This window comes from Alkaliphilus sp. B6464, from assembly GCF_018141165.1.
Lineage (GTDB): Bacteria > Bacillota > Clostridia > Peptostreptococcales > Natronincolaceae > Alkaliphilus_B.
Genome location: NZ_CP058558.1, coordinates 345,862 through 366,322 on the forward strand (window position 1 = coordinate 345,862; position 20,461 = coordinate 366,322).

General features: G+C 28.3%; 21 protein-coding genes. 13 read left to right on the top strand and 8 right to left on the bottom strand.

The window, feature by feature from the left end; translation table 11 throughout:
* Nucleotides 1–44 precede the first annotated feature (44 nt).
* A complete protein-coding gene (locus HYG84_RS19635) occupies nt 45–716 on the bottom strand; it encodes an S-layer homology domain-containing protein (RefSeq protein ID WP_212382627.1) in 672 nt (223 codons plus the stop codon).
* Between the two features lie 408 nt (nt 717–1,124).
* Here HYG84_RS19635 and HYG84_RS19640 point away from each other — a divergent pair, with 408 nt between their 5' ends.
* Nucleotides 1,125–2,639, top strand: coding sequence for a hypothetical protein (locus HYG84_RS19640; RefSeq protein ID WP_212382628.1), 1,515 nt, complete (start codon nt 1,125–1,127; stop codon nt 2,637–2,639).
* An 85-nt stretch (nt 2,640–2,724) separates the two neighbouring features.
* Here HYG84_RS19640 and HYG84_RS19645 read toward each other — a convergent pair whose 3' ends face one another.
* From HYG84_RS19645 to HYG84_RS19655, 3 genes are all read right to left on the bottom strand, one after another.
* Nucleotides 2,725–3,843 carry a hypothetical protein gene (locus HYG84_RS19645; protein ID WP_212382629.1) on the bottom strand — a complete coding sequence of 373 codons (1,119 nt, stop codon included), beginning with the start codon at nt 3,841–3,843 and terminating at the stop codon, nt 2,725–2,727.
* A gap of 157 nt (nt 3,844–4,000) precedes the next feature.
* Nucleotides 4,001–5,776, bottom strand: coding sequence for an ATP-dependent metallopeptidase FtsH/Yme1/Tma family protein (locus HYG84_RS19650; RefSeq protein WP_212382630.1), 1,776 nt, complete (start codon nt 5,774–5,776; stop codon nt 4,001–4,003).
* Between the two features lie 115 nt (nt 5,777–5,891).
* A complete protein-coding gene (locus tag HYG84_RS19655) occupies nt 5,892–6,206 on the bottom strand; it encodes a hypothetical protein (protein WP_212382632.1) in 315 nt (104 codons plus the stop codon).
* Nucleotides 6,207–6,456: 250 nt separating this feature from the next.
* Between HYG84_RS19655 and HYG84_RS19660 the strand changes: the two genes are divergently transcribed.
* The 4 genes from HYG84_RS19660 to HYG84_RS19675 all read left to right on the top strand — a co-directional run bounded on the left by HYG84_RS19660 (nt 6,457) and on the right by HYG84_RS19675 (nt 9,453).
* A complete protein-coding gene (locus HYG84_RS19660) occupies nt 6,457–7,515 on the top strand; it encodes a ParM/StbA family protein (protein ID WP_212382634.1) in 1,059 nt (352 codons plus the stop codon).
* A gap of 11 nt (nt 7,516–7,526) precedes the next feature.
* The gene (locus HYG84_RS19665) at nt 7,527–7,979 is read left to right on the top strand and encodes a hypothetical protein (protein ID WP_212382635.1); all 453 of its coding nucleotides are present in this window, start codon (nt 7,527–7,529) and stop codon (nt 7,977–7,979) included.
* Nucleotides 7,980–8,024: 45 nt separating this feature from the next.
* Nucleotides 8,025–8,555 carry a hypothetical protein gene (locus HYG84_RS19670; RefSeq protein ID WP_212382636.1) on the top strand — a complete coding sequence of 177 codons (531 nt, stop codon included), beginning with the start codon at nt 8,025–8,027 and terminating at the stop codon, nt 8,553–8,555.
* A 196-nt stretch (nt 8,556–8,751) separates the two neighbouring features.
* Nucleotides 8,752–9,453 (top strand): cell wall hydrolase, encoded by a 702-nt coding sequence (locus tag HYG84_RS19675; RefSeq protein ID WP_212382637.1) that lies wholly within the window; start codon nt 8,752–8,754, stop codon nt 9,451–9,453.
* Between the two features lie 72 nt (nt 9,454–9,525).
* On the opposite strand, the gene HYG84_RS20925 is transcribed toward HYG84_RS19675, so the two are convergent.
* From HYG84_RS20925 to HYG84_RS19685, 3 genes are all read right to left on the bottom strand, one after another.
* The gene (locus tag HYG84_RS20925; protein WP_442860816.1) at nt 9,526–9,708 is read right to left on the bottom strand and encodes a S26 family signal peptidase; all 183 of its coding nucleotides are present in this window, start codon (nt 9,706–9,708) and stop codon (nt 9,526–9,528) included.
* Nucleotides 9,638–10,042: a signal peptidase I gene (gene lepB, locus HYG84_RS19680; protein WP_212382638.1), complete on the bottom strand. Its 405-nt coding sequence runs from the start codon at nt 10,040–10,042 to the stop codon at nt 9,638–9,640. Before lepB ends, HYG84_RS20925 begins: the two co-directional genes overlap by 71 nt.
* Before the next feature lie 101 nt (nt 10,043–10,143).
* Nucleotides 10,144–11,013: a cell wall hydrolase gene (locus HYG84_RS19685; protein ID WP_212382639.1), complete on the bottom strand. Its 870-nt coding sequence runs from the start codon at nt 11,011–11,013 to the stop codon at nt 10,144–10,146.
* A gap of 500 nt (nt 11,014–11,513) precedes the next feature.
* Between HYG84_RS19685 and HYG84_RS19690 the strand changes: the two genes are divergently transcribed.
* A complete protein-coding gene (locus HYG84_RS19690; protein ID WP_212382640.1) occupies nt 11,514–12,056 on the top strand; it encodes a prepilin-type N-terminal cleavage/methylation domain-containing protein in 543 nt (180 codons plus the stop codon).
* A 115-nt stretch (nt 12,057–12,171) separates the two neighbouring features.
* The gene (locus tag HYG84_RS19695; RefSeq protein WP_212382641.1) at nt 12,172–12,546 is read left to right on the top strand and encodes a hypothetical protein; all 375 of its coding nucleotides are present in this window, start codon (nt 12,172–12,174) and stop codon (nt 12,544–12,546) included.
* 97 nt (nt 12,547–12,643) lie between these two features.
* Here HYG84_RS19695 and pilM read toward each other — a convergent pair whose 3' ends face one another.
* On the bottom strand, nt 12,644–14,329 hold the full coding sequence (gene pilM, locus HYG84_RS19700; RefSeq protein ID WP_212382642.1) for a pilus assembly protein PilM: 1,686 nt from the start codon (nt 14,327–14,329) through the stop codon (nt 12,644–12,646).
* Between the two features lie 165 nt (nt 14,330–14,494).
* On the opposite strand from pilM, the gene HYG84_RS19705 reads away from it, so the two are divergent.
* The 6 genes from HYG84_RS19705 to HYG84_RS19730 are packed head-to-tail and all read left to right on the top strand — an operon-like array spanning nt 14,495 to nt 20,447.
* Complete coding sequence (locus HYG84_RS19705; protein ID WP_212382643.1) at nt 14,495–15,580, top strand: type IV pilus twitching motility protein PilT; 1,086 nt, start codon at nt 14,495–14,497, stop codon at nt 15,578–15,580.
* A gap of 16 nt (nt 15,581–15,596) precedes the next feature.
* Nucleotides 15,597–17,204, top strand: a complete 1,608-nt coding sequence (locus HYG84_RS19710) for a type II secretion system F family protein (RefSeq protein ID WP_212382645.1) — start codon at nt 15,597–15,599, stop codon at nt 17,202–17,204.
* A 20-nt stretch (nt 17,205–17,224) separates the two neighbouring features.
* A complete protein-coding gene (locus HYG84_RS19715) occupies nt 17,225–18,856 on the top strand; it encodes a GspE/PulE family protein (protein ID WP_212382647.1) in 1,632 nt (543 codons plus the stop codon).
* A gap of 59 nt (nt 18,857–18,915) precedes the next feature.
* The gene (locus HYG84_RS19720) at nt 18,916–19,278 is read left to right on the top strand and encodes a hypothetical protein (protein ID WP_212382650.1); all 363 of its coding nucleotides are present in this window, start codon (nt 18,916–18,918) and stop codon (nt 19,276–19,278) included.
* Between the two features lies 1 nt (nt 19,279).
* Nucleotides 19,280–19,741 (top strand): type IV pilus modification PilV family protein, encoded by a 462-nt coding sequence (locus tag HYG84_RS19725; protein ID WP_212382651.1) that lies wholly within the window; start codon nt 19,280–19,282, stop codon nt 19,739–19,741.
* A gap of 19 nt (nt 19,742–19,760) precedes the next feature.
* Entirely contained in the window at nt 19,761–20,447 is a 687-nt protein-coding gene (locus tag HYG84_RS19730) for a hypothetical protein (RefSeq protein ID WP_212382653.1), read from the top strand.
* Nucleotides 20,448–20,461 lie beyond the last annotated feature (14 nt).

Consider the following 20,461-nt stretch of genomic DNA (forward strand, 5'->3'; position numbering starts at 1 on the left):
GTTTTTATATGCTTTAAAATAAGAACCCTCAAAATATGAGGGTTTTATTTTCCTACGGATTGATTAAATCTATGAATCATAAGTGCTGCTTGTTCTCTGGTCACTGGATCATTAGCCATTAAGTTATCTGAAGTTTGTATAATACCATAAGCATTAACTGTTGCCACCTGTTTTTTAAATTTATCTGGTACATCCTTATATGTATGTCCAACATTTTTAGGTTCTAAAAAAGAACTTAATAAAAGAACAAATTCAAGACGAGTCATTGGTTCACTTTTCTTAATTTCGTATCCTAATATATCATTATAACTAGGAAAATCTTTCTTTTTACTTATATGAGAGGTGAGACTTTTAATTGAGTTCGTATGTGCATCGTTAGAATTAAAGTCATTAAAATAAGGAAGTTCAGATGTTGTGTTGCCATAACTTTTGATGTTTTCTCTACCAATTTTGTCAAATAATTTAATTGCATCTATGCGAATTAAGGGTTTTTTAGCATTAAATTTTTTCATAGAATCTAGTGTAAAGTAATTAATACTTTCTTTTACTGCTTCACGATAATGTTGATCAATTTCATTATAATCGCTAATCTCTGATATAATCGAATAGTTTATATCTATTGTAGAGTCTTTATTAGTAAAGTAAACAAACGAGTAAAATAATATTATAAATATAACAAACAAATATAGTAAGGCGTATAGGTGTTTTCTTTGCATAGTATTATGCTCCTTTCTTTTTTCTTATTCTAGGTCTAAAATATTATAAATTGTGATAATGATAAATTCAAATAATAACATCATATTATATGCCTTGCAATGTATTGAATAAACCAAAATCATGTGTTATAATATAATTAAAAATACAATAAAAATACATATTTTAATATAGAGGCTTAGGGAGGAATACCGATGAAAAGTTTTTCATTAGATTTTGTCATCTTGTTGGCCACAATTTTATCAGTCGGAAGCGTAGTGTCAATGTATGTAAAAATTAAATATTTTTCAAAATGAAGAACAGGTTACTTATGGAATTAAAAAGATAGGTAGCCTGTTTTTATTTTTAAATTTTCCTTGCGTTTTGAAATATATGTTATGTTAAAACAAAAAACCAAGGAGGATAGAGTAATGGTTGGTGAGAAAATAAAAAAAGATAAATTACTTGAGAAAAACATTATATATAGAAAAGACAACAATTACCCAAGTACAGTGGGATTGATAAAGACAAAGGACATTATCAATGGAGAAATATCATTTCACATCAATAAAAGTAATAAAGATTCAGAACTCTACACATCAAAAGATAAATTTAAAAATGCTATTACAGAAAAAGAATTGATATTTTCAATAAGACATAAAAAATATACAATTTCGCAGGATGTTATAAATAAATTTAGAAATAAAAATATCCGAAAAATTTACGAAGTGATAGATATATTTTTAAAATCAGGAAACATTCAATTATTAGAAGATGAAAAAGCAATTATTACAATGAAACTTTATGATATCAAGTTTTTAATTAATTATAGGAAAAGAACTATAAATGGAATTATTCAGGATAAGGGGATTGATATAAAAGATAATTCGATTACATTCAAGAAAGGTAAGGCTATTATTTTAGAAGATAATGAGATAAAGGAAGATAAAATAATTTTTAGAAAGGATGTATTTTTAGAACAGTTATACTTATTAGAAGGAGTAAATATTGATAAAAACAAAGTAATTGAAGACATAAGATGCAATCTTAAAGAAATTGAACTATTCAATAGAGGAGAGGAAATAATTTCGATTGAGACTACAAAATGTAAATATGAAATTATAAATTATAATATAAAAAATACTATATTAAAAATGGAGAACTTTGATATATACGAAAAACTTGAGGGGATAACACAGAGTAAAAAAGATAATAAGGTTGATATAGCAAATATTATGCAACAAGAGTATTTGACGAATTTAAAAGTTTTAGATTTATATGGAGGCATTGAAACTGCAAAAAATTACATTAAAAAAGTAGGGCTTTCTATTAAAGTGATTACTAAATTCATAACAGAAGAAAATCTGTCTGAATTATTTAGGTTTTTAGTAGATGATGTAGTTTACCATGGAATAGTTTTGTATGATAATTATATAGATAACTGCATGATAATTAAAACTAAAAGATTTTACTATTTACTTAAAAATAATGTAATTATTAATATAAAGACTACAAATCAAGAAGAAATCGAAGATTGTAGTATATCATTTAAAAAAGTCCAAGATAGATTTGTCACTGAAAAGAGGTGTATTTTAGATTTAGAGTTAAGGGATAGAGTTAGAGATATTATATCTCAATTTACAATAAATGGATTAAAAATGAGAAATCATGCGAAGGCAAGATATAAAGAAAGGATTTCAAAAGATGCAGATATATCAATGATTGAATTGGATATTAAAAAAGATATATATAAAAATGGAGTAGTATGTATGGGAACCTATTATCAAAATACTAAACTTATTAAAGGTCACAAATATATTTATATTATTGATAATAATTATATTATTTCAGTATGGAGAATAAACCCTACTGTTATATATGTAGAAAAAAGGTATAATGATATGATAGATGAATTGGTAATGACAGAATTAGAAGAAGTAATATAATTAAAGAAAAAACAATTATAAGAATTAATTTAAAAGAGTCATCATAATAGAAAGCGAGTAGATTTATTCTACTCGCTCATGTAATTTATTCTCCTATAGTCAGGCCCTTTTTTTCCGCTTCATCTTTGTATTTTTGAATAGTTGTATCTATATCGCCAAATAACTTTGGATTTTCTTTTTTCAACAAGTCTTTGTTTTGTTCAATTAATTTACCCATATAAATTGGATCATTTAATTTAGTCGATTCGCTTAAACTTGAAGTAGTATCATATATTCCGTTTTCTTTGAAGATTCTGTTGACTTCACTAGCCTTCTCAACATTTTTCTTATTAAATGCAGACAATAGTCCTGATTTTCCATAATATTTACTATAGACTTCTTTATACATATCTTTTTCTAATCGAGCCTCTGAATCTTTATATTTATCAATTAAATCTGTCACAAAATTATTTTTAAACTTATCCTCAATAACGTCCAAACCTAATGATTCTTTTGCCGAATTTACAGCCCCACCTACTTTCTCTTGGAAATATCCAAACAAGTCTTTAATAGGATTAATAGGGGCTTTTGAGCCATAAAACGTCGCCTTCCATCTTTCATCGCCTTGCTTATTAGCCATTTGTTGAGCCAGTGCATCTGTATCAATAGGCTTATAATTTAATAGTTCTGATTTTGAAGGCAACATATTTGCCCATGTAGAAGATGCCTCATTCCATGCTGCTTTAGATTTTTCAAAACTACCTATGTTTCTATCAAATCCAGATTTATATTCGGATATAATATCATTTAAACTATGTTGTGCTTTGGCATTATTGATGATATTTTTAAATTCTGAATCTGAGGGTTTTCCTTTCATATTGTCTTTCAATTTTGAGGTATCCATTGGTTGATTATACCAAAGTTCGCCATATTTTTCTGAAAAAAGTTGCTCTGCACTTTTGCCAAAACCTTCTGGAGCATTTAATTCACCGAAACCATTAGGATAATTATTTTCTCCAAATCCTTGATTTACGAGTTCTTCAACTGCATTGTCAAATACTTCCTTTAAACTTTGGGTAGGATCTGGCATATTATCTAATGGTTCAAAATCAGATTTTTCAATCTGAACATCTGGTAGTTTTGTATTTAAATTATTCGCAAAGACAATTGTAGATGTATTTGCCATAAGTATAGAGCATATTAATATAGAAACCATCTTGTTCATGATGGCCACCTCCTTACTTTTTAATATCTTATAATGAATGAAATTATATAAAATTAAGACAGTGATTATCAAGTATATAAATTTGATTTTCTTTTGCAAATATGCAAATAAAAAAGATAAATAACAAAAGAGTCACTTTTAGTGACTCTTTGATATATTATTTATTTTCAATTGTTTTTTCATTCTTAGAAGACTTACCAAATAGTATCTGATCAAGTTCTTTTTCTTCAAGAGTTTCTTTTTCTATAAGTTTATCTGCAACTGACTTTAAAATATCTTTATTATTTTTCAATATTTCAAGAGTCTTATCATAGATGTCTTTAGCCATTCTCTTAGCCTCTCCAAGTATAGCCTTGTCATCATTGTATCCAAAATCATCAAGATTTAACATGCCGAATGAATCCGTCATACCGTAGTATTTAATAATGGATTTAATAGTGGCAGTTGCTTTGCTAATATCACTACTTGCACCAGTTGTAATCTTATCTTCGTGACCAAGAAGTAAGTATTCACCAACTCTGCCACCGTAACTGATCATTACATCATTTATTAAATCTTCTTTTGAGTGCAGTCCTAATTTTTCAGGAGGAATAAATGTAACTCCACCTGCTCCACTTGTGCTAGGTATGATTGTGACTTTAGGCACAGACTTTTTAGCGACAAGTTTAGCAATAACTGCATGTCCTGCTTCATGCCAAGCAACAAGTTCAATTTCGGATTTATCTCTATTTTTTCTATTTTTCTTTTCGTCACCCTTCATAACAATTTTATAAAAGGCTTTATCAACATCATTTGCTGTAATTTCACTATGCTTATTTTGAACCGCAATAATAGCAGATTCATTTAATAGGGTTTTAAGACCTGCACCTGCAAAACCTATAGTAAGTTTAGCAAGTTGTTCAAAATCTACATCTTTGGAAAAAGTCTTTCCTTTCGCATGAAGATGTAAGATTTTTAATCTATCTTCTTTATCAGGAAGATTAATGGCTATATGTCGATCAAACCTGCCCGGCCTTACTAATGCTTCGTCTAAATCATCAAGCCTGTTTGTTGCTGCTATAACCAATATGCCTTGGCTAGTATCAAATCCATCAAGTTCATTAAGGAGTGCATTTATAGTCTGATCTCTTTCAGAGTTAGAATCTCTACCTCTTTTTCCACCAATTGCATCTATTTCATCAACAAATACAACACAAGGAGTATTTTTCTTAGCCTCTGCAAATAGTTCCCTTACTCTCTTAGCACCTACACCTACATACATTTCAACAAAGTCTGAACCCGAAGCATAATGAAAAGGTACCCCTGCTTCACCTGCAATTGCTTTAGCCATTAAGGTCTTACCCGTTCCCGGAGGGCCATAAAAAATAACCCCTTTAGGAAGTATAGCACCCATATCTCTATATTTTTTAGGCTCTTTTAAGAAGTCTACCAAATAGATCATATCTTCCTTCGATTCCTCATTGCCTGCTATATCACAGAATCTAATAGAAGATTTTACAGTTCTTTTAGGTTTTTGATTGCTTACTACACTAACTCCTTTTAAGGAATTTTTGAAAAGAAAGTAGAAGAATCCTAGAAAAATCGGAAAAGGAAGAAAAGCAACTGCGAAGTCTAAAATTAGACGATTACTATTATTTTCCGTAACCTCTACATTACTTTTCAGAAGCAACGCCTTAAATCCTTCCATTCTTGGATTATCGGTAATATATTTATTACCTTGAATATCTGTAAATGTAAATTTTGGAGCAGAGAAATTAAGAATTACTTCTTGGACCTGTCCATGACTTAACATTTCTTCAAATTTCACATATTCTAGTTTCTTAGGGTTGCTTGTAAACATTGATGTAGTAATGTATACATTAATAAAAATAAAAACTATAACAAGTGCAACACCTACTTTTTTATTGGAAAAAAACTTCATAAATTTCTTCATTTAACTTTCACCTCTCTAAAATAATTAATGTCCTTTATAAATAATTAATGTTTTATGAATAAATCAAGTTTTAAAACTCAACTCCTTCTTTAATTAATCAAATAGATATAATTTGCTACTGTATATTAAACTTGCTAATCTTATACAATTTCAAATCATTTTTAAATAAGTTGCAATAATTTTTACATGAATCATCAATCTTCTTATCATTATCCACTACTATATAAAGTGGCATTGTAAAGTTTTTATATTTTTTTATATCTGATAAAATTGAGTTAAGTGTATTAACAGTGATATCACTTCTTGTATAGATATAAATGCACTTGCCATCTATTGAAAACAAACTACGACCTAATACTTTAACGTTAGGAGTAGATAAAATTATATCTTTGATTTCCTTCCACTTATCGTAAACACTTCTAGTTGCCATTTAATTCACCTCTTTCGTTACACTTGATGTCGAATTTTTTCTAATTTCCTTTTTAAACATAACACAAGAATAATAAAATCTTGATTTAGTACAGAGAGAGTTTGTATAAGGATAAGATTGATTTTAAAAAAACATTAAGAAATATTGAAAAGGTAAAAATAATCGCTATAATAAGAACACAATAAAAATATGACATTGTAATAAATTAAAAGTATTTAATAAAACAAAGACAAAAAAAGGGGGAATATATATGGCTAAACATAAAATAGCAGTAGGAATTGACAGAGGTTTCGGTGCAACTAAATATTGGTCAGATTTAGTTTCTGGTCATATAGAATCACTTGTGGCTCCAATCACAGAAGAAAGAGCAAACGAGTTAATGAATAACAACAAAGGAGATAAGAGTGTAATCATTCTTCATGTTGATAATGAGTATTTCTTAGTAGGTAGTTATGTGGCTGAAGTAGAACCTACATATGCTGAAAGAGATTTAAGAAGAAGTCGTGATGGAAAAAATGAAACAATTCTTTTCTTGGCAGGTATGGGATTGGCAACAGATGAAGTAAATGAGGCTGATCTTGTGGTTTCAACTGGACTGCCAACAGATGACCATGATGCAATTAAAGATGAATACGCAAAAAAAATTATGAATGATGGAAATGCGTATAAATTTACACTTTATGTAGGATCTAAAAGATTTAATAAGTCTCTAAGTGTTATTAAGGCTAATATAGAAAATCAGCCAAAGGGAACAATTATTTCTGTAATTAATAAAAAATTAGGAGAAGGAATGTCTTGGGACGAATTAAAGAAAAGAAAATTTGGTATTATTGATTTTGGTTTCAATACCTCGGATGCATCTAGTTATGTAGGAAAGGATATTGTAAAGGGAGATAAAATTAATTTCTCGACATTTGCAATGGTAGAAATCGTTGCTACTGCAAAAAAATTAATTGATAGTAACTTTAAGACCAAGAAGAAAGAGGATGAAGTATTAAAGTCTCTTGAAACTTGCGAAGTTAAGGTTAAGGGTAGTTTTAAAGACTGTAGTGAACAGGTAAAATTGGCTTTTGAAGAGAAAGGGAATCTTTTAGTAAATGAAGTTGCATCAAAGTGGGAATCAGTGATAGATACTTATGATGAATTAATTTTATCAGGAGGATGCGTCGCCAATGAAGTATTTGCAAATATTCTGAGAGGTCTTTTTGAACAGCATACTGGATGGGATGTGACTATTCCTGAAAATCCAAGAATGGCAAATGCTTTTGGATTTTATTTAATTTCGGCAAGTATACTGCAAAATTTATAAGGGTGATTTAAATGCAGAAAACAATACAAATAGGGGATAAGTATAAGCCTTTAATGAAATGGTATAATGAACAGTACGACAAGGAAGAATTCAATGTATTTATTAGTAAATTACTTGTTTCATTTAAGAGCATGAAAGATAAGAATATAGATCTAATCATATTTTCTAAATTAGTTGAGAAATATGATGTTGATATTTATGATCTTATCAAATTGCTTGAAGAAAATGCTAAGTCACAACCTTTAAATAATGATTCTTTAGTGGATATTAATAATAAAGAGGTGGCTACTGAAGAAAATAATCAAACGATTAATATCTCTAACCCTATTAAGGCAAAAGAGAATAATAAAAACATAAAATCCTTTATTGAAAACAACAATAAAGAGAATAAAGAAGAAAAGCAAAAAGAGATTAAAATACCTTCTAATGCTATATTAAGTCTAGGTATAAATCTATCTGGTTAATCCCCTGACATTAGGGGTTAATCAGAATAAAAAAGGGGTGAATATATGAAAGCAATAAGATATAATGATGACTTATATATTCTAAAAGGATATTTTACCAAGGATACATTTAAGGATTTAATGAATCTTGGTGTAAAATATGAAAATCATCGTTTCTACATACCAGTTAATGTTACTGAAGAAGTTGAAATAACAATAAATGTTGAATTCATAGATGATAATATTCAAAACTTCATTTATATAGGTTATCATAATCCAGATTTAATAAAACAATCAATTATTAGTTTTAAGGACTTAAATGGTGCATATATTTATGTTTTTGATGAAGATGTAAATATTCAGTCATTAAAAAAAATTCAAGAAGTACCTTATTTTTTTATGAATATGTCAAATATACAAGGCACTAAAGATAGATTAACTAAAAAATTATATCTTGAAGATTTACTGTATAATACAGGGCTTAATATTGAAGAAGAAGATCTAAATAAACTCCTTTATTCAGATAACCAAACATTATATGCACATCATATTATAAATAGGATTTGCCTAAATAGAATTAGTAATATAGATAAATAAATGTGGGAATGATGGTATTGTAGTTAAGTATGACAAGAATGGCAATATGACTAATGAATAAATAACTAAAGAAGAATATTGATTAATTTCAATATTCTTTTTTGAGTTTAAATATTTGAAATAAGAAAATATGAGTTTATATAATAGCCTCTAAATCTATGCTAGGTATTTTATAATTTAAGGAGGCTTTTATAGTATGCTAAAAATAGGAAAGAAAAAATATCGAATAGTTAACAAAAAGAGATTTTTTATATCTATTAACCTTATTTTGTCTATAATAATATGTTCTAGACTGGCCTTTGCAAATACAATTAAGGTAAATGATAAAATTGAAGTAGATACCAATTCATACACTTCAGTTGATGTTAAAGAACTTTATTATTTAGATGAGTTTAATAGTATAAAAGATAAACATGTTGAAACTCTACCAGTACTTGCATCAATCGCATCTTACAAGCAAGAACCTAAACTTGTTAATAGAGTTGAGCCAGTATCAAGGGGAAATAATTCAACTAGAAAAATTGATATTAATATTACTGATGAAGAAATAGAATTATTAGAACGATTGGTACATGCAGAAGCAAAAGGTGAATCTTTCAATGGAAAGATTGCAGTTGCCAATGTTGTTTTTAATAGAGTAAGAAGTAATGATTTTCCTAATACTGTAAAAGAAGTAATTTTACAAAAAGGGCAGTTCTCCCCAATTAATAATGGGTCAATAAAGAATAAGCCATCTCAAGAAACCAAGGACGCTGTAGAGAAAGCACTTGAAGGATTCAAAGTGGTTGGAGATAAGGTTTTATATTTTTTAAATCGTGACATTGCAACTAACGCATGGATCCCGAACAATAAAGAATTTGCTATAAAAATAGGAAATCACTCGTTCTATTTTGAATAATAAAAATTAACACAGGTTTTGCGACCTGTGTTTTAATGTTTAAAAAGCAGGGTATCCTGCCTTTTTCTCATATTAATTTATTTTTATAAATTCAGGCAAGTATTTTATTTCCACCTTTCCTATGATTTTTTTTCTATGAACAAATGGACTACTCCACTCTCTTGAATCATAGGAATGATTTCGATTATCTCCTAAAAAAAAAGTAATGATCGTCAGGAATAATATATGGACCATAATTTCCTTGAAAATTTTCATTTAGATAAGATTCATTAATTTTTTCATTGTTTATATACAACTGTCCTTCCTTTATTTCTATTTTATCTTTCGGTAAACCTATGACCCTTTTTACATAAAGCATACTTTCATTTTCAGGGAACTTAAATACTAATACATCAAACCTTTTGGGAGTAGCAAAATATCTATAAAAAAATTGATTAACAATAATTTTATCACCCGGATTCAAAGTCGGCTGCATAGAATTGGTTGGGATATTTGCATTTATGATTACATACTTATATACATAAATTAATATTAGAATAACTAATAGAGGATATATAAACTTTATTAATTTAGAATTTTTTGATTTCATAACATCAGCACCCCTTTTATTGTTTTATTAATAAACTACATAATTCAAAACTAATTTTTTAACAAAAACTCCTCTGCATTGAAATAGCAGAGGAGCAATTTTTATTTGTAAAAGGCATGATTGCCTATTGTTGCTACATAAGGCCTATTGTCAATCATCCATCTACTTGTAGATGTTTTAGGATTGCAGAAGTATACGACTGCTGAATCAAATGATCTATATCCATTTAATACATCCTCAACTGCTTTTCTAGTTTCAGTTGAAATTGTTACTTTATAATAGTTTCCATCACTTATTGGAGAAAATTGTCTTGGTGCAAAAACTACTTCTTTGATGGTATTCGGAAAACTTGTACTACCAACTCTATTCATTACAACGGTTGCTACGGCTCTTTTTCCTTCAAAAGACTCACCACTTGCCTCGGCTTGAACTATTCTTTCTAAAATTTCTTTATCTGAAGTTGCTATGTTTATTTTTGATGTGGTGATAGATTTACTATCTTTAGCATAATTTGTTTGAGACTTATTACTCTTAGTTATATCTTGAATGATCTCCTTCTTTACATCTAAATTATTTTCCTTAATTTCTAGTAATTTTTTCATCTTTTCATCTTCTATACTAACTTCTTGCAATTTTTCATTTAGAGGCTTTTCTTCTTCTTTTGCTAGTATCTTATTTTCTACTTCTTTTTCAACCTCTTTCTTAACTTCTTGAACCTCTTTTTCTTGTAATGTTACATTTTTGCTTAATAGTTCATTAATTCTATCATAATCAGATGAACCATTATCCGTTTTATATGCAACATATTTATTCATTCTATTTAAAACGATTTTTTCTTCTATTTGTGTCTTTTCCTTGTTGAAATCTACAACACTTATTCCATTAGAATAAGAGTATGCCCAAATCACAGAACCACCTATTAAACTTAAAGAAATAGCCGTAAAAATATATATTTTACTAATTGATTTCATTAGCGACACCCCTTTTAATTTTTTGGTATTTCCATAATTATAAGAACAAAAGGGGGTAAATCAAGTTTTTCACTAATTAATTTTATGTTTATAAAAGTATTGATTATAACACTTGAAAATTGATTAACAATTATTAAAACCATTTAAAATCAATTAAATAAAATTTAGTTTTAAAAACACTTGACATGATAAAGAATGTTTATCTATTATAGTGAGACTTGACTAAGGGAAAGCCCTATCAAATAAAAAGTTAAGAAAATACTTGACTTGCTATAGCATTATTTTGTTAAATAATAAAGCCTTGAGGAATAAGAATTTTAAAAATAAATGAGAAAATACTTGACATTTAAAATTAAGATTCATTAATATCACCAAGTTCTTTACGAAAGACAAAAATAACTTTTAAAATTGCTTTACACATTTAAATAGAAATATTTAAAATATGACCACTGATTCGTGGTAAACATTAAATAAAACAAGAATTGGAAGGATGATGTAAAATGAAAAAAATGCAAAGAAAAGGTTTCACATTAGTGGAATTAATTATAGTAATCGTAGTGATCGGACTTTTAGCAGGTATGGCTGCTCCAAAATTCATGGGAGTTGTTCGTGATGCACGACACGCTAACTTCGTAAATGATGTTGATGTATTAACAACAGTTGCTACACTTGTAGAAACTCAAAGAGAACAAAATGATCCTGTTTATGGACATGATGTAAGTGGAGTAGCATTAGATTTTTCAAAAAATGCAGATTTACAAGATGGATTAAAAGCAGCATTAGCAGATTCAGGAGTTCAGACTGCTGATATTGATGCTAAACTTGCAGAAGTAAAAATTATGCCAATTGATGCTGCTAAATACAGTGAAAGCCTTGGAAAGAAAACAAAAACTGCTGATTTAAGCAAGTTTTATGTAGTTACTGAAGGTGTACTCGCAGGAACAATTGTTTACGAAGGTGACGAGACTGCTGAAAAAAATGGAGTAGTTGATGGTCAAGGTAATGAATTCTTTGGATTAGAAATTGTTAAGAAAGCACAATAATATCTAATTAATATAAGATAAGGGGAAAGAATTTAAATTCTTTCCCCTTATCTTTTAATGCCTTATCATGCTTACATTTTGACAAGGTGTTAAATCTAAAAAAGGAGTGGTTTATATGTCAAAAACATTTAACTTTAGAAATTTGTATATGTATTTAGTTTGTCTTATTACACTTATAATTTTTCTTGTGTCTACTATAAATGGTGCTAATAGTTTGATGGATACGGTTTTCCCAAACACAAATCATTATATATCATATGAGGACTATCAGCAAAGATACATTCAGTCTAAAGATTTTGAGGTGAAAGAAGATATTGAAGTTGTTCCACCGGAATATATAAAAAAAGAGTATGATGAATACATTAAAAAAGAAAATACTAGAGAGCAGCAAAGAAATTTAAAGCGTTTTTTTTCTAGTTTAATATCTATGTTAATTTCTGGAGGATTTTGGTTCTATCACTGGAAAAAAGTACGAAATGAAAAACAATAAAAGAAAAATCGGGGTGAATTTCAACCTCGATTTTTAGTAGTGATATTCATATTTAGCAAACACTTCTCTGATTATAAAAGATAAGGAGTGTTTTTTATTATGGCATATTTATCATAGCATCTTCCATTAGATTGTTCTCTAATCCCAAAAGATTTTTATCTACAATTTTAGCCGATATAGTAAATTCAAAATGTCTAATAATATATTTCCCAACTGTTTTATCTACTGCATTATATGAAAAATCTATATCTTTAAATTCTCCTTGATGACTTAATTCTTTTATAAAATACCCAATGTCACTATAGGTACCTGCAAGCCCTTTCATAGTCAAGTTATAGCCATCTATACTTATTTGATCTACTTGAATAGATTGAGGTATTATTTCCCTTATCTTTTTCAAATAATCAATATGATTTAATTTTGATGCGGTAAGTTGTTTAATATGGTAATTGTATTGTTCTTTCTGTTGATTTTCCTGATTCTTTTGATTAAGTTCATCTTGAATAGATTGATATTCATTTGAAAGTTGACTATCTTGAGATTTTAATTCTGCTATTTGAACTCTATAATTTTTAAATTCTTTTTCCAAAGAATTTAATTTATTTATGGGATACAAATTAAGTCCTATAATTGACATTAAACAAATTACTCCTGTTGCTATCAACATTTTTTTATTGCATTTATTGCTCCCCTGTATATTACCATCAAATACAATACTAATTTTAGGTTCAGAAAAGTTCTGGAATGAACTTGAAAGAGCAGTAGTATAAAATTCTAAATTATTCTTAATTTTTTCATCTTGATTCTCTAATAAATAGTAAGGAACTAATTTTTTAACAGGTTTTTCTATTTTATTGCTGATGTATTCAGGTAAATAAGCAAGTTTTGAAGTTCCACCAGTTATATATACATGTTCAACATCCAGTTCCAATTCTGTTGATGCAATGAACAGAGTTTTCTTGATTTCCGATAAAACTATATCTATTTGTGATGATAATATATCAGATATTTCTTGGTGTATTTCACTTTCAGATAGATTCTCATGTCCTTTCAAGACACATCCGTAATCTAATTTTAATTCTTCGGCCTCTGTATTAGAGATATTCTTAAATCTTGCAATCATTTCTGTTAACATTCTTCCGCCCAAATCTATTGACCTAACTAAAAGAGGGATTTGGCCCTGCGAAATAATAAAGTCAGTAGAAGTGTGTCCTAAATCTATAATAAGGTTAATATCCTCATTATTTATTACATTATTTAATATAGTTGTTGTTTTAGATTGTATAACCAAGTCTAACTTCTCTAATTTATCATCTTTAAAAATCTCTTGATAAGACTCTAAAACTTCTTTATTTGCAACTACTAATAACATTTTTTGTCCTTTATCATACTCCTCTAAAACACTCCATGCAGGTAAAAATTTTTCTCCGTCTTTTACTGGGATCCTATCTTCAATTTCTATTTGCATAGCCTTTTCTAATTCTTTACTGTTTAGTTTATTCATGTTAAATATTCTAGTTAAAGAACATTCTGGAGTTTTGTTAGGGATAGATAATATTGTTTTGGGACTATCAAGTTTGTATTCGGATATAAATTCCTTTAGAGCATCTCTAATAAATCCAAATTCCTCTATCTTCCCACTCTTAATAAAAGGCTCAATATCATATTTTTTATAGGCATATATATTATAGAAGTTTTTATTCTTTTTAATAACAGAAAGTTTCATATATTTATCACCAAAGTCAACTCCAAGGATATCTTTATTCTTCTTTAATCCAAACATTAACCCACATCCTTTATTATATATTGACCATTTTAAAAGTCACTCATATGATATTGATTTCATTTATAGAAGTCAAAAAATACCCTTTAAAAATTGAAACAATGGCACCTCATTCTTATAATGTTTGAGATTTAAATAGTAACTTTACAAGAAAGAGGTGTTTGTATGGAAAGAACTTTGTTTTTACAATTACTAAATTACATGATTCTAAATAAATGTTCTGACCTTCATATAATTGTAAATATGAAACCATATGTGAGAAAACATGGCGATATAGTACCAATTGATGATCATGGTGTAATTACTAAAGAAATGGTTGAGACAGTTTTCATAAATGAGATTATGACAGGACAAGAGTTTAAAATGAAAGAGTTAGATAAAAACGGACAGGTAGATATGTCTTTTGAAACTCCTGAAGGAAGAAGATTCAGGGTTAATATATTTACTCAAAGAGGAAATAGAGGAATTGTTATTCGTAAAATTGAATCAAAAGTTCCTTCCTTATTTGATTTAGGGTTGCCCGATGCTGTGGAAACATTTACGAAATTACATTCTGGATTAGTGCTTGTAACGGGACCAACAGGTTCAGGCAAATCTACCACACTGGCTGCTATGATAGATTTAATTAATTCAACACAGAAAAAACATATATTAACAATAGAGGATCCTATTGAATATGTACATCCAAATAAACTATCTATTGTTAACCAAAGAGAAGTAGGACATGATGTGTTTTCATTCTCTGATGCAGTTAAAGCATCTCTTAGGGAAGATCCAGACATTGTGTTGGTAGGAGAAATGAGAGACCTTGATACAATACAAAATGCGATTCGTGTTGCTGAAACTGGACATTTAGTATTTGCAACACTTCATACGATATCTGCCCCAAAAACAATAGATCGTATTATAGATGTATTTGAGCCAAATGCCCAACAACAAATTAGAACCCAATTATCAACAGTATTACAAGGGGTGGTGTCTCAAAGGCTTATACCTAAAATTGGTGGAGGAGTAGTTGCAGCAATTGAACTTATGATTGTAACAGATGCAATGAGAGGGATAATTAGAGATGGAAAAAACATATCTGGATTATCTGATGCAATTACTATGAATAAACAAAAACTTGGAACACAAACAATAGATCAGGCTCTAGCATCATTATATATACAAAAGAAAATAACTCTTGATACTGCTTACAGTCATTGCAGTGATGTGGAGGCAATGAAAAAATTAATTATTATGGGTAGATAGTTAGGAGGAGATATTAATGGAGTTTACTTATAAAGGTAGGGATAAATATAACAATCTTATTAATGGGAGTATTGAGGGGAAATCAAGAAAAGAAGTCATTATACAACTTAAAAAAGATAAGGTAACTATTATTGAATTAAATGAAGAAAAAGAAAAATCAACATCAATTATAAGGAAGAAGATAAGTTCTAATTTAGATAAAATAAAACAATCGAACAGTTTTAAATCAGTAAGCAAAATAAAGGACATGAATTTTTCTTTAAACATTAACATTAATAAAGGTAAATCAGAAAATATAAAATTTCATTCAAAAACAAGACCTAGTGACAAATTTCAAAAAGAAAATAAGCAGAGTAAAAAAGCAATTGATGAGGCTCTCTCAAATCTCGATATTTCAGAAATGAGCAATCCTGATTATTTTAAGAATATGGATAAAGAAATTGCAAAAGAGCAAAAAGAAAAAAAAATAGGGAAAAAAAATAAAAACATCCTTACATCAGAGATAGATATGGACAGAATTAAAAATTTACTAAATACAGATTTAAAAAACTTAAAAGGTGAAGGAAAAAAGAAAAATATAGGTAATAAAAAGGTTAATAAAAAAGAAATAATGATGTTTTCAAAACAATTTGTTGTACTATTAAATGCAGGTATTCCCCTTGTAAAGTGTTTGCAGATATTAATGCAGCAAACGGATCATAAATACTTTCAAAAGGTTTTGGCTTATGTAACACGAGAGGTATCAAAAGGTTCAAGTCTCTCAATCGCATTAAGTAAATTTCCTCATATATTTGATAATTATTATGTATCCATGGTTCAGACTGGAGAATCAACAGGAGAACTTGCAGAAACATTTGATATGCTTTATGACAATATGATGTCAAATCAAAAATTGAAAGGCAAAATTGTTGAAGCATCTATATACCCTATATTTATTTTCTCGATTTTAATATTTGCCATGATTACTGCAATATTTGTTATTATTCCGCAGTTTGAACAATTGTTTGATGGACAACCATTACCTGAATTTACCAGAATATATTTTGGAGTAGTAAAATTTATTGGTAGCAATATTTTGTATATTATTTCATTTATTGTAGCAATGACTATTGGATATAAAATGGCCCTTAAAAATACTTATTTCAAATATTTTGTAGATATGCAAAAATTTAAAATTCCAGTTTTCGGTGAGGTAATTAGAGAATATCAAAATACAATCATGTTAAAAACATTAAATATTGCTTTATCTAGTGGTATTTCACTTCCAGAATCAATATCAATAGCAATTAATAATACTACTAATTATGGTATGAAATTTGAACTACAGAATGTATTAAATTCAGTTATTCAAGGTACTCCAGTTTCGGTTGCAATGCAGTCATCTCTTGCTTTTCCTAATTATACGATAAATATGATAAAAATTGGAGAGGAAAGCGGTAATATGCAAGAAATGATACAGAATACATTTAGGTGGTATGATTGGAAGATTACTTCTTTCATAGAAAAGGCAAGTAAATGGATGGAACCTGCGTCAATCGTATTGGTCGCAATATTTGTTGCTCCAATGATATTTGCGATTGCAATTCCTATTTTTGAAATTTCATCTGGTGCAGGGATTCAATAGAAATAAAAGGAGGGAAAAACATGAATTTTTTAGAGTATTTATTTAATAACGGAGTTATTAGAGAGGAAATATATCAAGAAGTTAAAATAAAAGGAGATAATTGTATGGATTACCTCTTTGAACACAAACTTCTTAATAAAGAAGTCTTGATTAAATATATAAAACAATTTTATATGATAGATTATGTTGATTTGAAAAAACAACATATAACAGAAGAAATTATTAGATTAATTCCTGAAAATTTAATTATGAAATATGAATTAATAGCATTTGATAATGACGGAGAGTTTATTAAAATCGCAGTATCTAAACCTCATAATTATGTGTTGGATGAAGATTTGGATATAATGTTGCACCCCATGAAGATTAAGAAATATTTTGCTTTTAGTAAAGAAATTCTTGCAAAAATTGAAAGCATAAATAAATCAAATGTAGATAATGTAATAGATGACAATTTAAAAATAGATGATGGTGCATTTGTACAAATTGTAGATAGAATTATTCGTTCAGCATTATCTAAAGAAGTTTCTGACATACACTTAGAGCCAATTGATAAAAGAGTAAGAGTTAGATTTAGAGTTGATGGTGATTTAGAGATTCAAAAAGAGTTTAATTTTCCAATTGGAGAATATTCAGGTCTTGTATCAAGAGTAAAGGTTCTTGCAGATATGGACCCTACTAAAAGCAGAGAGGCACAAGATGGAAGAATTGCTAATTATGAATTAGATGGGCAAAAATATGATCTTCGTATTTCTTCTTTACCTACGGTTTATGGAGAAAAGATTGTAATGAGGGTATTGGAAGATAAATCTCAAATTAAGGATTTTAGACCATTAGGTTTTAGTGAAAAAGAAATTGAAACTTTGGATAAAATGCTTGAGAAAGATAATGGAATCCTTCTCATTACAGGAGAAACTGGTTCTGGTAAATCTACAACCCTATATGCTATTTTAAATAAAATGAACAATGAAGAAGTAAATATCTGTACTGTGGAAAATCCTGTTGAATCTTCTATCCCCGGTGTAAATCAAGTACAGGTAAACCCACAAGCAGGAATTACATTTTCATCAGCACTTAGAACATTTTTAAGACAAGATCCCGACATTGTAGTTGTAGGAGAAACTCGTGATACTGAAACCGCAAAAACAGCCGTTGATGCTGCCAACACAGGTCATTATGTTTTATCTACCATTCATACAAATAACGCAACAACTACTATCAATAGACTTATCGCTATGGGGATTGAGCCTTATAAACTAGCAGATAACATAGCAGGAATCATTTCTCAAAAACTCATAAAAAAGGTATGTCCTTTCTGCCAAGAATCACATAATGCAACTGAAAAAGAACTTTCCTTTCTCAAAAAGGTAGAAGAAAAATATCAAAGAAAAATAATTACTGGTAATGAAGTTTTCTATAAGGGGACTGGTTGTAGTGAATGTAAAGATGGATACAAAGGAAGGGTTGTTATTATGGAAATGCTATTAATTGATGATATTATTAATGAATTAATTGCATCAAATTTAAATAGTACAGAACTTAGAAAAGAAGTTGCTAAAAATCAAAGTTTCCTTCCTTTTGAATTAGAGGCTATTGAAAAGGCTAAATTAGGTAAAATTGATATAAAGGACGTTATAAGAATGTTTAATTAATGCTTAGGGGTTTTTAATCCCTAAGTATTTTACATAATTAAGATATAAGGGGTGGTTATATGTTTCGATTAAATAGAAAAGGTCAAACTTATCCAACAGTTATAATTGGAATTATAATAATTATTTTATTAAGTGGTGTTACTCATGGTGCTATAAGGGAATCATTAGATAAATTAGCATATAGAACTAAAGATTTTCACTCATTTGTATTGGCTCATTCAGAATTAAATAAAGAACTTAGTAAAAATGTCTTATCAAATAGATTTAGTGAACGTACCATTAAAATAGACAATAATCAATACACAGTAAGAGTTTCTATTCTAGATACTTCAAGAGGGACCAAGAATATAGATGTAGAGGTCCTATTTAATCATAAAGGGAATGAATTTGCAAAAAAATTATCAACAGAAAGGAATGTTTAATATGAAAAAAAAGAAATTCTCACTAATAGAAGGTCTTATAAGCATTATGTTGTTTGCTTTTATATTAGGTATTCTAAGATATATAGTGTTTGACTCTAGTATTTATGCTAAATCCATTAAATATAACAATAGCCAGATTGCACATATTCAAAATGCTTTTATATTGTTTGATGAAGATTTAAATTATACCTATAAAATAAATATAAGTAAAAATCAAATTATTGCACAAACCTCATTAGATGAAATTATTTATACTAAAAAAAACGGAGGTTTATATCGAAATAATGTTAAGTTATTGGACCTAAGTAATATAGATATTTATTTTTATGATGCTACTTCAGAAATCAATAATGGAAACGGCACAACTATTGTAAAATTAGATATTTTTTATAAGAAAAAAAATAAATTGGAAGAAAACACAGTAAATTTTACAAAATACATAAATACACAAGAAAAACTATAGATTGGAAGGGGGAAATATTATGCTATCTAAAAGAAAAGGGGCAATAGGTATTTATATCACCATTTCAGTATTTGTAGCAACACTTGTTACTTTAAATATACTAAAGTATATTGCTATTAACATTAATTTAAGCAATGTTTATTTTAATAAAGTAGAAATAACCAATGAAATTCAAACAATTAAGGCACAGGTTCTAGCAGACTTGGAAGGTAATAAGGTATTGGCTCAAAAATCTTATCAATACAAGAATTTTAATGTGAGAATTTTGCCCATAAAATTTGAACATGCCTCTCCTCCTGATTATAATGATACAACTTATTATGAACCTACTTTAGAATCTTCAATTTTAGATATTGCTTATTTAAGTAAGGATAAGAATTTGAAATTGGATAAATATAGGCAGTACCTAGTATATTGTTTTGATGATGATTTCAAATTATATGCAAGCAATATGTATCTTGGTACAAGTTCAAATAATGGATTTGTGTTAAAGCGAGATACCACAAGTTATTATGGTCTAGGTAATTATAACGTAGAAACCGTTAATGGTAAAACAGCATACTTATTTGGACTTAAAGAGTGGGATAAATATAAATTTAACGGAGTATATGAGATTATTATATCAGATACTCAAAGCAATAAATTGAAGGTTCTTGTACATAAATTTGGTGATGAAGTTGATGAATTAATAAGCATTTCATATTAACAAATAAAAAGAGG